This is a genomic window from Streptomyces sp. NPDC090499 (assembly GCF_044769305.1).
GTDB lineage: Bacteria > Actinomycetota > Actinomycetes > Streptomycetales > Streptomycetaceae > Streptomyces.
On sequence record NZ_JBIVXP010000031.1, the window covers coordinates 1 to 12,657 of the forward strand.

At 73.7% G+C, this 12,657-nt stretch carries 12 protein-coding genes; 9 read left to right on the forward strand and 3 right to left on the reverse strand.

Going from position 1 to position 12,657, the window contains the following annotated elements:
• Positions 1 to 283: 283 nt before the first annotated feature.
• The gene (locus ACIQVL_RS48945; RefSeq protein WP_403478946.1) at positions 284 to 1,381 is read left to right on the forward strand and encodes a PP2C family protein-serine/threonine phosphatase; all 1,098 of its coding nucleotides are present in this window, start codon (positions 284 to 286) and stop codon (positions 1,379 to 1,381) included.
• Between the two features lie 30 nt (positions 1,382 to 1,411).
• On the opposite strand, the gene ACIQVL_RS48950 is transcribed toward ACIQVL_RS48945, so the two are convergent.
• Positions 1,412 to 1,852, reverse strand: coding sequence for an Lrp/AsnC family transcriptional regulator (locus ACIQVL_RS48950; protein WP_093497173.1), 441 nt, complete (start codon positions 1,850 to 1,852; stop codon positions 1,412 to 1,414).
• 38 nt (positions 1,853 to 1,890) lie between these two features.
• Positions 1,891 to 3,240, reverse strand: coding sequence for a transaminase (locus tag ACIQVL_RS48955; RefSeq protein WP_403478947.1), 1,350 nt, complete (start codon positions 3,238 to 3,240; stop codon positions 1,891 to 1,893).
• Positions 3,241 to 3,573: 333 nt separating this feature from the next.
• Between ACIQVL_RS48955 and ACIQVL_RS48960 the strand changes: the two genes are divergently transcribed.
• The 8 genes from ACIQVL_RS48960 (at position 3,574) to ACIQVL_RS48995 (ending at position 10,957) form a co-directional block, all read left to right on the forward strand.
• On the forward strand, positions 3,574 to 4,044 hold the full coding sequence (locus ACIQVL_RS48960; protein ID WP_403441418.1) for a hypothetical protein: 471 nt from the start codon (positions 3,574 to 3,576) through the stop codon (positions 4,042 to 4,044).
• A gap of 150 nt (positions 4,045 to 4,194) precedes the next feature.
• Positions 4,195 to 5,451: a serine hydrolase domain-containing protein gene (locus ACIQVL_RS48965; protein WP_403478948.1), complete on the forward strand. Its 1,257-nt coding sequence runs from the start codon at positions 4,195 to 4,197 to the stop codon at positions 5,449 to 5,451.
• A 217-nt stretch (positions 5,452 to 5,668) separates the two neighbouring features.
• Complete coding sequence (locus ACIQVL_RS48970) at positions 5,669 to 7,132, forward strand: ATP-binding protein (RefSeq protein ID WP_403478949.1); 1,464 nt, start codon at positions 5,669 to 5,671, stop codon at positions 7,130 to 7,132.
• Positions 7,129 to 7,551, forward strand: a complete 423-nt coding sequence (locus ACIQVL_RS48975) for a roadblock/LC7 domain-containing protein (RefSeq protein ID WP_403441409.1) — start codon at positions 7,129 to 7,131, stop codon at positions 7,549 to 7,551. Before ACIQVL_RS48970 ends, ACIQVL_RS48975 begins: the two co-directional genes overlap by 4 nt.
• Entirely contained in the window at positions 7,548 to 7,910 is a 363-nt protein-coding gene (locus ACIQVL_RS48980) for a DUF742 domain-containing protein (RefSeq protein ID WP_362603082.1), read from the forward strand. Before ACIQVL_RS48975 ends, ACIQVL_RS48980 begins: the two co-directional genes overlap by 4 nt.
• Positions 7,882 to 8,505, forward strand: coding sequence for a GTP-binding protein (locus ACIQVL_RS48985; protein WP_403478950.1), 624 nt, complete (start codon positions 7,882 to 7,884; stop codon positions 8,503 to 8,505). The genes ACIQVL_RS48980 and ACIQVL_RS48985 overlap by 29 nt, the downstream gene beginning before the upstream one ends.
• Positions 8,502 to 9,728: a cytochrome P450 gene (locus tag ACIQVL_RS48990; protein WP_403478951.1), complete on the forward strand. Its 1,227-nt coding sequence runs from the start codon at positions 8,502 to 8,504 to the stop codon at positions 9,726 to 9,728. The genes ACIQVL_RS48985 and ACIQVL_RS48990 overlap by 4 nt, the downstream gene beginning before the upstream one ends.
• On the forward strand, positions 9,725 to 10,957 hold the full coding sequence (locus tag ACIQVL_RS48995) for a cytochrome P450 (protein WP_403478952.1): 1,233 nt from the start codon (positions 9,725 to 9,727) through the stop codon (positions 10,955 to 10,957). The genes ACIQVL_RS48990 and ACIQVL_RS48995 overlap by 4 nt, the downstream gene beginning before the upstream one ends.
• A gap of 142 nt (positions 10,958 to 11,099) precedes the next feature.
• Here the strand turns inward: ACIQVL_RS48995 and ACIQVL_RS49000 are convergent, their stop codons facing one another.
• Positions 11,100 to 12,629, reverse strand: a complete 1,530-nt coding sequence (locus ACIQVL_RS49000; RefSeq protein ID WP_403441398.1) for a helix-turn-helix domain-containing protein — start codon at positions 12,627 to 12,629, stop codon at positions 11,100 to 11,102.
• Positions 12,630 to 12,657 lie beyond the last annotated feature (28 nt).

Genomic DNA, 12,657 nt, shown 5'->3' on the forward strand with positions numbered 1-12,657 from the left:
CACACGGCAGGGCAGACAAGAAGCACCTCGGCGCACGCCACGACATTTACCACGCCCCCGGCGCGCACCGAAGGTGCGCTGGGTCGCTGACCTGTCACGCCCGGGGAATCGGGGAGGGAGCGCGGGATGGGTGTGAGGTACATCGCACTCGCCTCCTTCCGTCCGGTCTCGGGCGTGCGCCCATACGTTAGGGGCCGGGGCCGGACGCGTCCACGGGTTTTCCCGGCGCCGCTCTCATGATCGGGACAGGTGCGGTGACCGGTCACGGGCGTAGCTTAGGGATGTGACTTCGGTGCGCGGCTGGTCGTCGCGTGGCTACCGGGACGGTCGTGGCTGGCTGCAGGGTGCGCCGCCGCCACGCTGGGTTCGGGTGCTGCCCCTCGTCCTGCTCGGGGTCGTGACGGCGGCGACGCTGATCAGCCCGGACGGACACGACTTCGGCTTCCTGCTCGGCGCCATTCCGCCGCTCGCCGTCCTCTCCTACGGCCCGCTGGCCACCGCCGTCCTCAGCTGCCTGGTGGTGCTGCTGCTCAACGTGCCCGCCACCCACCTCAACCACCCCGGCGACACCGACCTCCTCACGGTCACCTTCGTGGCGCTGCTCAGCGTGTTCGTCTCGTACGTGCGCAGTCACCGGGACGCCCAGCTGCTCACCGAGCGGGCGGTGGGCGAGGCGGTGCAGCGGTCCGTGCTGCCGCCGCTGCCGGAGCGGGTCGGCGCGGTGGGGTGCGTGGGGCTGTACCGGGCCGCGCAGCACGGGACGCTGGTCGGCGGGGACTTCTTCGACGTGCGCGACGGCCCGTACGGGGTCCGGGCCGTGATGGGGGACGTACGGGGGCACGGGCTGGCCGCCGTCGCCACGGTGGTGTCGCTGCTCGGCGCGTTCCGGGAGGCGGTGCTCGACCTGCCGGACCTGGAGTCGGTGGCGACGCGGATGGACCGCAGACTGACGGTGGACTCCGCCGACGTCCCGCACGCGGAGCTGTTCGCCACGGCCCTGCTGCTGGAGTTCTCCGCCGACCTGCGGTCGGTGCGGATCGTGGCCTGCGGTCATCCGCCGCCCGTGCTGCTGCGCGACGGGCAGGCCCAGGAAGTGCTCGTCGCCGCCGGGGCCCCGCTCGGGCTGGGGCTGGTGGGGGTGGACCCGGCGAAGGAGATCACGGTGGAGCTGGGTCCCTGCGACCGCCTGTTCATCGCCTCGGACGGCGTCTGGGAGGCCCGCGACAGGGCCGGGGGCTTCTACCCGCTCCCGGAGCGGCTCGCCGGGTTCGCGGGCGTGGACGCGGTCGCGCTCACCGAGCTGGTGTGGGCGGACCTGACCGGCGGTTACGAGGTGCGTGACGACGCCACCATGCTGGTCCTGACACCGGCCGACCGCTGAGGTCCGGGGGCGCCGTCGTCGGCCGGGCTCTCAGCCCACCTCCCACAGGAACCGGTGGGTGTGGATGCCGAAGTACGGGAAGGGCCTCACCTCGCGTACGCCCTCGATCGGCCGGACCACGTCGTTGACGAAGTCGAGCAGGTCCTTCGGTCCGGGGGTGACCACCTCGGCGAACAGGTCGAAGCCGCCCGAGGTGAAGACGGAGTACACCACCGCGGGGTGCCCGGCGAGGGCGTCGGCCACGGCGCGGGGGTCGCCGTCCACGCCGATGCCGAGCAGTGCCATCGCCTGGCCGCCCATGGCCATCGGGTCGGTGACACCGACGACCTGCACGGCCCGGGAGTCCAGCAGCCGCTGCAGCCGCTGCCGGGCCGCGGAGGCGGAGAGGCCGACCTTCGGGCCCAGGTCGGCGTAGGCGATACGGCCGTCGGCCTGGAGCTCGCGCAGGATGGCGCGGTCGATGTCGTCCATGTGCACCATGTTCGCCTGCCCTCTGCCCCGCCCTGCCCTCAGCCGGCCAGTTCGAGCAGGGCGGCGCCGAACACCGCGGAGTGGGTGTCGACGTCCTGTTCGGTGGTGTCGGGGCACATCAGGGCCATGTTGTGGAACGGGGTGAGGAGGATGCCCCGGTTGGCGAGGTAGAGGTGCAGGAAGTCCTCGAGGCCGGGGTCGGCGGCGGCCTCGGACGCGGTGCCGGTGCGCGGGGCCGGGGCGGTGAAGCGGTACTCGGTGCGGGCGCCGAGGCGGCTGACCGACCAGGGCAGGCCGTGGGCCGCCACGGCGGACCGGACGCCGGTCTCGAAGCGGGCGGAGAGCCGGTCCATGTGGTCGAAGGCCTGGTCGGTGAGCACGTGCTCCAGGGTGGCCCGGGTCGCCGCCACCGAGAGCGCGTTGCCGGCCAGGGTGCCGCCGACCCCGCCCATGTCCACCAGGTCCAGGTCGTCGCGGGCGAGGAGACGCTCGGCGAGCTCGGCGGAGAGACCGTAGGCGCCTGCCGGGATGCCGCCGCCGATGGCCTTGCCGATGGTCAGCAGGTCGGGCTCCAGCTCCCAGGCGGCGGTGCAGCCGCCGGGGCCCGCCGAGAAGGTGTGCGTCTCGTCGTTGATCAGCAGCGTGCCGTACTGCCGGGTGAGGGCGCGCACACCCTCCAGGTAGCCGGGTTCGGGCAGCACGATGCCGATGTTGGTGAGGGCGGGTTCCATGAGGACGGCCGCCACGTCACCGTGGGCGAGTTCGCGCTCCAGCTGGTCGAGGTCGTTGAACTCGGCGACCCGGCTGGTCAGGGTGACGTCGCAGGGCGCGCCGACGTTGCCGGGGCGGGGTGCGCCCTTGCCGTCCGGGCCGACGACGATGAGGGACTCGTCGACGCTGCCGTGGTAGCTGTAGCTGTTGACGAGGATCTTCGGGCGTCCGGTGACGGCGCGGGCGAGCCGGATCGCCCACCGGTTGGCGTCCGTCGCGGTCAGCGAGAAGCTCCAGCGGGCCAGCCCGAAGCGGCGGGTCAGCTCGGCGCCGACCCACTCCGCGTCCTCCGTCGGCAGCATCGCGGTGGCCCCGCCCAGCTCGGCGAACCGGCGGTGCACCGCCTCGGTCACCGCGGTCGGCGAGTGCCCGGCCATCGCCCCGGTGTCGCCGAGGCAGAAGTCGATGTACGTGTGCCCGTCGACGTCGGTGACCCGGGCGCCGCGGGCGGTCGCCAGGTACCGGGGGAAGGCGCCGGCGGTCTTGTTCATCCACGTCATCGGGACCCGGCCGAAGAGATGGCCGGCGTCTGCATATGCCGCCCGGGAGCGGGGGTTTCGCCGCTCGGCCTCGGCGCTCTCGCGGGCCAGGAGGGCGTGCAGTCGGGTGCGGTCCATGAAGTACCCCCGGTCGAGCGACGGCGACGGAACAGCGCGAGCGTACGACCGATATCAGCCCCACGGCAAGATATGACGCTCGAATCAATTGCGACGACGACCGAATCGAGCGCGCAGTGTCACCGGGAAATGAACGGTGTTTTGAGCAACACTCGCACTACTGTGCAGTGTTCGAACATTCGCCCTCAAACGCCATGGTTCGCCACCCCTTCCGCCAGTTAGAAATATCTACCAGCATGCATATGCCGGGTTGGCGTGCGGGGGCGCCGAGTGCCCGGCGCCGGTCGTTCCCCTGCGTGCGGAACAGGGGGGCGGGATATCGCGGAGCGGTGCATGACGAACAGGATGTGGATGCAGGGCGTGGAATGGCTCGCGGCGGCCTCGGCGGACCCCCGGGCGTGCAAGTGGGAGTGGGACCACGGCGAGGGCGTCTCGCTGCTGGAGGCAGGCCGCTTCTGGGACGTGCTGAGCGTGCCGGACCGGCTCGGTCTGCTCACGCTCGACCTGCTGTGGCGGCCGTCCCTGCCGGTGCCCGGACCGACGCTGGTGGACACCGCGGCACGCCGGGTCGGGTTCTTCCTGCCGCCCGACCCGTCCGGCGGCTGGATCGGGGCCGGGCTGCGGTACACGACCAAGGGGGCATGGGTCGCCGTACCGCCGCCGTACCGGCCCACGCGATTCCTGGAGTGGCTGGTGCCGCCCGACGGCAGCGGGGCACTGCACCGGCCGGCCACGCTGGAGTCGGCGCTGCGCGAGGCCAACGGGACGCTGGCGGTCCTGCGGCCGGTGTGCGACGAGCAGTGAGGCCGGCGGCGGGGGCGGCAGGACGCGGACCACGCCCCGACGGCGCTCCGGTTCGGCAGGCGGGCGGGCGGCCGTGCTCGTATTCTGTGAGCTCAGGGTTCTGACGTCCGACCCCACCGCACGTTCCGCCCGCGTGCTTGGAGTCAGCCCATGCCGCACATCTCCGCCCTGCTGCGCCGGGGGGCCGCGGTCGCCGTCGCGCTGGGGACGCTCACCGTCCCCCTCGTCGCGGCGCCCGCCCCCGCACCGGCCGCGTTCGCCGCGCCGTCACCCGCCCCGTCGCCCGCCCCGTCGCCGTCCGGCAGCTCCGGTGTCCGGGAGATGACGCCGGCGCTGGCCCGACAGCTCGACGCGGTCGTCCAGCACGTGATGCGCGAGGCGGACGTGCCCGGCGTGACCGTCGGCATCCGGACGCCCGGGCAGCGCGACTACGTTCGCTCCTTCGGGGTCGCGAACAAGGCCACCGGGCAGAAGATGTCCCGCGACCTGTACATGCGGATCGGCAGCGAGACCAAGACGTTCACCGTGACCGCGGTGCTGCAACTCGTCGACGAGGGCAGGGTCGGCCTGGACGACCCCATCGGCAGGTACGTCGACGGCGTGCCCGGAGGCGACCGGATCACCCTGCGGGACCTGGCCGGGATGCGCAGCGGGCTGTTCAACTACTCGGAGGACCCGGGCTTCTTCAAGGCCCTCACCTCGGATCCGCAACGCTCCTTCACGCCGCGGCAGCTGCTCGGGTACGCGTTCCGGCATCCGGCGATGTTCCGGCCCGGGGAGAAGTTCTCCTACTCCAACACCAACCTGATCCTGCTCGGCCTGCTCGTCGAGAAGGAGAGCGGACAGCGGCTCGGCGACTACCTCGAAGAGCACGTCCTGAAGCCCGCGGGCATGCGCCACACCCTGTTCCCGACCGGGAACGAGTTCCCCACCCCGCACGCGCAGGGCTACACGGACCAGACGGCGGACGGGAAGGTCGCGGAGACCGCCGACTGGAACCCGTCCTGGGGCTGGGCCGCCGGCGCGATGATCTCGAACCTGGACGATCTGCACACCTGGGCCCGCACCGTGGCCACCGGGGTCTTCCCCGACGGTAGGGCCATGGTCGGGCCGGCCGTCCAGAAGCAGCGGCTGACCACCCCCGCGACCGGCATCCGGGGAGCCGGGTACGGCCTCGGCATCTTCGACGTCCAGGGGTGGATCGGGCACAACGGCTCGCTGCCGGGCTACGAGTCCCTGACCGTCTACCTGCCGTCGACGCGGACGACGGTGGTCGTGCTGCTCAACACCGACATCGGCTACCAGGGCGACATCGAGCCCAGCACCCTGTTCGGCGAGGCGGTCACCCGGATCATCTCCCCCGCCCACGTCTTCGACCTGCCGGCACCGGCCTCCGCCACACGGTGACGGAGTGCGGGCACATAGCCCCAACTCACCTGCTCCGTGCGGCATTTCCGACACTTGACACAGAACCGAACAGCCACCGAACGGATTCGCAGTGATGTAACGATTCACCGTGCGGGGCCGGTCAATGACGGTGTGTACTGTGCAGCGAGCGCCACATGGGAGGGCCCCGGGCTCCCCCTGCCCACTGCTGCCCTACTCCCCCTGGAAACCCGATTCCATGATCGAATTACCGGAACTGGTGGCCGGTGGTCTCGCCGCCGGAACGCTCTCCGCGCTCGCACTCGGCGGCAGCCTGCTCAGGTCCCGGCGCCAGAAGGCCGTGCTGCGGGCCGAGGTGGCGGAGCTGCGCGCCCGGCTGGAGGGCACCGAGGGCGCGTTCATCGCCGAGGTCGAGCATCTCGCCGCCCGCCGGATGCCGGCGGCCGCGGCCCAGCTCGCCCATCCGCATCTGAAAGTGCCGGGCCCGGCCGGGCAGCACATACCCGGGACCCCCACCGGGATCGCGCTGGAGTACGTGCTCACCGCGCTGCGCGAGGAGCTGACCGCGCAGCGCACCCGGATCGACGCGGCCGCGCAGGCCGGACTGCGCGGCGCCACCCGGGAGATCCAGGCCGCCCTGTACCGGTTGCAGGACGCCCTGCGGGGGCTCCAGCAGCGCTACGACGACCCGGAGTTGGCGCAGACGCTGTTCGCGCTGGACCACGAGAACGAGCAGTCGCTGCGGCGGGCGCAGGTCGCCGCCGTGGTGTGCGGGGCCTGGGTGGGGCTGGCCCGCGAGGAGTCCCACGTGGTGGACGCCGTCACCGGCGGCCAGGCCCGGCTCTCCGGCTACCACCGGGTCCGGGTCAACAACCACCTGGAGCCGGGCACCGCATTGGTGTCGCACGCGGTCGAGCCGGTCGCCATCATCGTCGCCGAACTCCTCGACAACGCGCTGCGCCACTCGGCGCCGGACACCGACGTCGTGGTCGATCTGGAACACGTCCACCACGGGGTGTGCGTGACCGTCGACGACGCGGGCCTCGGCATGACGCAGGACGAACGGGCCCGCGCCCAGCGGCTGGTGGCGGGCAGCGACCCGATCCTGCTGACCGACCTCGGCGACCCGCCGCGCATGGGTCTGGCCGCGATCGGCCAGCTCACCCGCCAGTTCGACCTGAACGTCGACGTCTCCTCCCCCTCGCCCTACGGCGGGGTCCGCGCGGTACTGCGGGTGGACACCCACCTGCTCGGCCGGATCGACCCGGACGAACGGCCCCCCTCGGCGAGCGCGCCGCGGTCGACCCGGGAGCGCTCGGTGCGCCGGGAACCGGTGCGGGAGGCCGCGGCACACGCGGCGCCCGTAGCAGAGGGAGCCGTACGCGAGGCGCCCGAGACGCCCGTGCCCGGGACCGGGCCGGCCGGGTCGCCGGCCGCCGCCGGGCCGGCCGCCGAGCACGAGCGGACCCCCGCTCCCGGCCCCGAGGACCCGGGTGACCTGGGCGGTCTGCCGCAGCGGCGGCGCCGTGCCCCGGCCGCCGACCCCGGCGTGCCGCAGCCGCAGCCGGCCGCGCGCCGGCCCGAGGAGGCGGCGGCCGCGCTCGCGGCCCTGCAGTACGGCACCGCGGCGGCGCGGGCCCCCAGGCGGGCGAGCGCGCCCGGACCCCAGCGGACCGACGACGAAGGAGGGGCGGCCGGATGAGCAGCCGCGAAGTGGGCGAGACGGCATGGGTGCTGGACCCCGTCCTGCAGGTTCCGCATGTACTGGCCGCCGTCCTGCTCACCCGGGACGGCCTCGCGACCGGCTACACCGACGGCCTGTCCCGGGCGAGCGCCGAACGGGTCGCCGCGATCACCAGCACCGTGCAGGGCGCCTGCCGGGCCGCGGCGGCCGCGTTCGCGGACCGGGACCGGGCCGACGTACGGCAGGTGGTCATCGAGTCGGACCACGGGTACGTGCTGATCGTGCCGACCGACCACGGCACCTGTGTCGCCGCGTACGGCGACCCGGAGGTGCGCCTGGACCTGCTGGCGCACCGGGTGCACTCCCAGGTGGCCCGGCTGGGCGAGAAGGCGATGGCGGCTTCGCCCAGAGGCTCCGACGGCGGCGCACCGGCATGACCGGCCGCCGTGGCGGCCGTCCCCTGGTCCCCGCGTACCTGTCGACCGGCGGGGTGGCCCGGCCCAGCCGTCCGCACCTGGAACGGCTGACGGTGCTCACCCGTGACGGGACTCCGCTGCCCGCCGGTCTGCCGGCGGCCGAACTGGCCCTGCTGGAGCTGCTGTCCGGCGGCGCGCTGACGGTGGTGGAGGCGGCGGCGCTGCTGCGGCTGCCGTTCTCCGCCGTGCGGGTGCTGGCCGCCGACCTCGCCGACCGGGGCCTGGTCCAGGCCCGCGCGCCGATCCCGCCCGCCGAACGGTTCGACCCCGACCTGCTGAAGAGAGTGGCCGATGGCCTCCGCGCCCTCAAGCACCAGTGAGCTGCCCCGCGGGGGCGGCACCCATCTCCCCGACGGCGCCCGCGACCTGGTGAAGATCCTGGTCACCGGGCCGTTCGGGGTGGGCAAGACGACCCTGATCGACTCGGTGTCGGAGATCCGCCCGCTGCACACCGAGGAGCATCTGACCGAGGCCTCCGTCCCCGTCGACGACCTCGCCGGGGTGCGGGAGAAGGAGACGACGACCGTCGCCATCGACTTCGGGCGGATCAGCCTGACCGGCGGGATCGTGCTGTACCTGTTCGGGACGCCGGGGCAGGACCGGTTCCGGACGCTGTGGGACGACATCTCCTACGGCGCGCTCGGCGCCCTGGTCCTGGTCGACAGCCGCCGCATCGACGCCTCCTTCGACGTGCTCGGTCTGGTGGAGGAGGCGGGGCTGCCGTACGCGGTCGCCTTCAACGCGTTCCCCGACGCGCCGAGCCACTACACGGGCGACCAGCTGCGCGCCGCGCTGGACCTGGCGCCGGGCACCCCGATGGTGGACTGCGACGCCCGGGACGCGCGCTCCTCGGTGGACGCGCTGCTCGCCCTCGTCCAGCACCTGATCGACGACCGGCCGGCGGAGGCCCGATGACCGCGCAGCAGTCCTTCACCGTCTCGGGTCCGGTACGGCTGTGGGAGGACGGGTTCGCCCGCAACCCGCACGGCTACTACGCGGCCCTGCGCGCCCAGGGCCCGGTCGGCTGGGCCGAGCTCGCGCCGGGCACCCCGGCGTACGTGGTCACCGAACGGCGGGCCGCCCTCGACGTGCTGCGGGACGTGGAGACCTTCTCGCACGACCCGCGGGACTGGGAGGCGACCGTCCCCGAGGACTCCCCGCTGCTCGGCATGATGCGCTGGCGGCCCAACGCCCTGTTCTCCGACGCCGACGCGCACATCCGCTACCGCGCCACCCTCATCGACGTGTTCGACCTGATCGAGCCGCACGACCTGCGCCAGCTGGTGCACCGGGCGGTCCGGCTGCTGGTCGACCGGTTCGGGCCCAGGGGCGAGGCGGATCTCGTCACCGACTTCACCCGGCCCCTGATGGCCCTGGTCTTCAACAACCTGTTCGGGCTGCCGGACAGCCAGGGCGACCGGCTCAACGAGGGCCTGCTGAAGATGATGGAGGGCGGCGCGCAGGCGGCCGCGGGCGAGGCGGACTTCGTCGAGTACGTGCTGCGGCTGATCGCGACCAAGGTCGAGGAGCCCGGCGAGGACCTGCCTAGCATGCTCCTGGACCATCCCGCCCGGCTGACCCCGGAGGAGGTCACCTGGCAGGTGTTCCTCACCCTCGGCGCCGGCTACGAACCGAGCACGAACCTCGTCTCCAACGCGCTCTCCCGGATCCTCGGCAACCCCGACTACTACTCCACGCTGACCAGCGGCGCCCGCCCGGTGATGGACGCGGTGGTCGAGGTGCTGCACCACGAGACCCCGCTGGCCAACTACGGCATCTACTACGCCCGCCGGCCGGTCTCCTTCCACGGGGCGTGGGTCAGGCCGGCGATCCCGGTGGTGGTCTCCTTCGGCGCCGTCGGGCTGTTCGCCGAACGGGAGGTCACCAGCGGCCGGCACGCCTCGGACGCCTCGCACCTGTCCTGGGGCGCCGGCCCGCACGCCTGCCCGGTCCGGCACCACGCGCTGCTCATCGCCACCGAGGCGATCGAACGGCTCACCCTGTGGCTGCCCGACCTCGACCCGGTCCTGCCCCGCGAGAAGCTCAGCTGGCGGCCCGGCCCGTTCCACCGCTCGCTGACCTCACTGCCCGTCCGGTTCAGTCCCCGCTCCCCCGACCAGCCTGGAGAGTCGTCGTGACCGTCACCGACCGCATCGCTCTCGACCCGTTCGGCTCCGACATCCCGGCCGAGAGCGCACGGTTACGCGCCCTCGGCCCCGTGGTGCCCGTCGAACTGCCCGGCGGCATACCCGCGTGGGCGCCGACCGGCTACGACGTCCTCAAGGAACTCATCCTCGATCCCCGGGTCAGCAAGGACCCGCGCAAGCACTGGCGGCTCTGGCCGGAGATCGGCGAACACCCGTCCTGGGGCTGGGTGGTGAGCTGGATCGGCGTGGTGAACATGCTCTCCGCGTACGGCCCCGACCACACCCGGCTGCGCAGGCTGGTGGCGCCGAGCTTCACGCACCGCCGTACCGAGGCGATGCGGCCGCGGGTCGCGGCCATCGCCGCGGAACTGCTCGACGCCCTGGCGGCCGAGGGCGCCGACGGCTCGGTGGTGGACCTGCGGGCCGGCCTCGCGCAGCCGCTGCCCATGCGGATGATCTGCGAACTGTTCGGCGTGCCCGAGGAGATGCGGGACGACACCGGCGCGCTGATCGCGGCCATCATGGACACCTCCGACCCGACCCCCGAGCACGCCGCGTTCGTGCAGGAGCGGATCGGCACGGTCCTCGGCGGGCTGATCGCGTACAAGGTGGAGCACCCGGGCGACGACATGACCACGGAGCTGATCCGGGTCCGCGACGAGGACGGCGACCGGCTCAGCGACGAGGAACTCCTGTACACGCTGCTGCTGGTGATCGGCGCCGGCTTCGAGACCACGGTCAACCTGATCGGCAACGCGGCCGTGGCGCTGCTGACGGATCCGGCGCAGCTGGCGGCGGTGCGCGCCGGGAAGGTCGGCTGGGACGCGGTGATCGACGAGACGCTGCGGGTGCATCCGTCGATCGCCTCGCTGCCGCTGCGGTTCGCGGTGAGCGACCTGGAGGTCGGGGACGTCACCGTTCCGGCCGGGGACGCGATCATCACGACGTATGCGGCGGCCGGCCTGGACCCGGCGCGCTACGGGCCGGACGCGGCCGCGTTCGACGCGGCCCGGGGCGGCGACGACCATCTGGCGTTCGGGATCGGCGTGCACCGCTGCATCGGCGCGCCGCTGGCCAGGGCGGAGGCGCTGGCTGCGCTGCCCGCGCTGTTCGAGCGGTTCCCGGGGCTGCGGCTGGCGGCCGGGGCGGACGAGCTGCGGCAGGTGCCGTCGTTCATCGCGTTCGGCTGGCAGGAGATCCCGGTTCGTCTGGAGGCGTGAACCGGCGTCGCGGGGGGCGCGACCGGGACGGCGGGGGCCTCGACCGGTCCCCCGTTCCGGTCGTGCCCCCGCACATCGTGAACATACGTCCGGATCCCGCCGTTGGGTATCGCGCCGATGCCCGTTCGTACCCGTTCAGGGCTCACCCGTGCACAGGTGAGTCCGGTTGGCCCGGATTCGCCCGCAGCAGGGCGGGGACGGCGAGGTCCCCGAGGGCGAGATGGGCCAGGACCACCTCGTACAGGTCGGTGCCGGCGGCCAGCAGCTGGCGTTCCAGGACGGGTTCGGCGCCCCGGACGTGTTCGCGGACGGTCTGGGCGTGCACGCCCAGCTCCTGGGCGGCGCGTTCGGCGTTGCCGCCGGCGGCGATCCAGGCGCGCAGGGTGCCGCGCAGGTCGCGGCCGTCCCGGACCAGCCGGTCCAGCAGGTCGCGCGCCCAGCCGCGCAGCGCCGGACCGGCCAGCAGGTCGCCCGGGCGCGCACCGGACGGCGCCGGTACCGTGGCGGCGCGTTCCTCGGTCAGCGCCGCCTCGGTGTTCAGGGCCAGGTGGGCGGCGGCGCGCACGGTGAGGTCGGAGAAGTCCGCGCCCAGCAGCGCCTCGACCCGGTCCATGCGGGCGCGCACGGTGTTGCGGCTGACGCCGAGGACCTTGGCCGCGCTGACGGCGGTGAACTCCAGGCCGAGACGGGTGGTCGCGAGGAGTTCCGCGCGGGTGTGGTGGGGCAGGGTGTCCAGCGGCCGCAGCACGGCGGCGGACCAGGCGTGCAGCGCGCCCGGGTCCATCAGCCGTTCCGGGTGCGTGCGTTCCGCGTAGACGGCGGCCTGGCCGGGGCGGAAACGGGCGACGGCGAGCGCGCTGACGGCCTGGCCGTAGGCGGTGGCCGTCCGGGCCAGGTTCTGCCGGACGCTGCCGCCGAGGAAGGTGCCGGGGCGGCCGTCGACGACGGAGCGCAGCCGCTCGGCCGTCGCGGGCGCGGGGCTGAGGACGATGACGTGGCCGTCCATCGCGGGGCAGCGCACGACGAGGGCCTGGCCGTGGGTCACGACCAGGCAGTCCTCGGCGAGGCCGTCGCGTTCCGCCGGGTGCCCCTCGACGATGTAGACGCAGGCGCTGTCGGTGTCGAGCAGTCCGGGCCACAGGCCGGCGGCGACGCGGCGGGCGGAGACGGTGTCCTCCACCATCAGGAGCTGCAGGATGGCCAGGCGCAGGTCGGCGGTGGCCCGCCTCAGCCGGTGCCCGGCGGCCGTCAGCTCCCGTTCGCGCAGCAGGAGTTCGACGACACCGGCACTGTGGGTGACGATCTCCGCGGCGCGCCGGTCGAAGGGCGCCTCGCGGGCCACGGCGAGCAGTGCGGCGGCCGCCGGACGGGGATCGGGGGCGCGGACCGCGACCAGCCGCAGGTGGCGGTCGCCGTCCTGGACGGCGGCGGCGGAGATCCGCCCGGCGCGCACGCCTGCCGCGAGATCCGCGTCGAGGGGGACCGGGGTCCCGGCGAGCAGGGTGCCGTCGGCGTCCTGGAGGCAGACGGTCCCCTGCACGGCGCCGGCGAGCCAGGCGACGACCCGGCGCGGGTCGCGGGCGCCGGGACGCAGGTGGTCGAGGAGCCGCTCGGCCCAGCCGTCGCCGTGCAGTGCCGGGTGCCGCGGGCCCTCGCCTGCTCGGCCTGCCATCTCGCCCTGCCCCTCGTCCCTCGCATCG

What these genes read in the sequence shown, in the direction of transcription:
- ACIQVL_RS48950 (WP_093497173.1), bottom strand. Translation starts at nt 1,852, where the DNA reads ATGGACGACATCGACCGCGCCATCCTGCGCGAGCTCCAGGCCGACGGC.
- ACIQVL_RS48955 (WP_403478947.1), bottom strand. Translation starts at nt 3,240, where the DNA reads ATGGACCGCACCCGACTGCACGCCCTCCTGGCCCGCGAGAGCGCCGAG.
- ACIQVL_RS48960 (WP_403441418.1), top strand. Translation starts at nt 3,574, where the DNA reads ATGACGAACAGGATGTGGATGCAGGGCGTGGAATGGCTCGCGGCGGCC.
- ACIQVL_RS48965 (WP_403478948.1), top strand. Translation starts at nt 4,195, where the DNA reads ATGCCGCACATCTCCGCCCTGCTGCGCCGGGGGGCCGCGGTCGCCGTC.
- ACIQVL_RS48970 (WP_403478949.1), top strand. Translation starts at nt 5,669, where the DNA reads ATGATCGAATTACCGGAACTGGTGGCCGGTGGTCTCGCCGCCGGAACG.
- ACIQVL_RS48975 (WP_403441409.1), top strand. Translation starts at nt 7,129, where the DNA reads ATGAGCAGCCGCGAAGTGGGCGAGACGGCATGGGTGCTGGACCCCGTC.
- ACIQVL_RS48980 (WP_362603082.1), top strand. Translation starts at nt 7,548, where the DNA reads ATGACCGGCCGCCGTGGCGGCCGTCCCCTGGTCCCCGCGTACCTGTCG.
- ACIQVL_RS48985 (WP_403478950.1), top strand. Translation starts at nt 7,882, where the DNA reads ATGGCCTCCGCGCCCTCAAGCACCAGTGAGCTGCCCCGCGGGGGCGGC.
- ACIQVL_RS48990 (WP_403478951.1), top strand. Translation starts at nt 8,502, where the DNA reads ATGACCGCGCAGCAGTCCTTCACCGTCTCGGGTCCGGTACGGCTGTGG.
- ACIQVL_RS49000 (WP_403441398.1), bottom strand. Translation starts at nt 12,629, where the DNA reads ATGGCAGGCCGAGCAGGCGAGGGCCCGCGGCACCCGGCACTGCACGGC.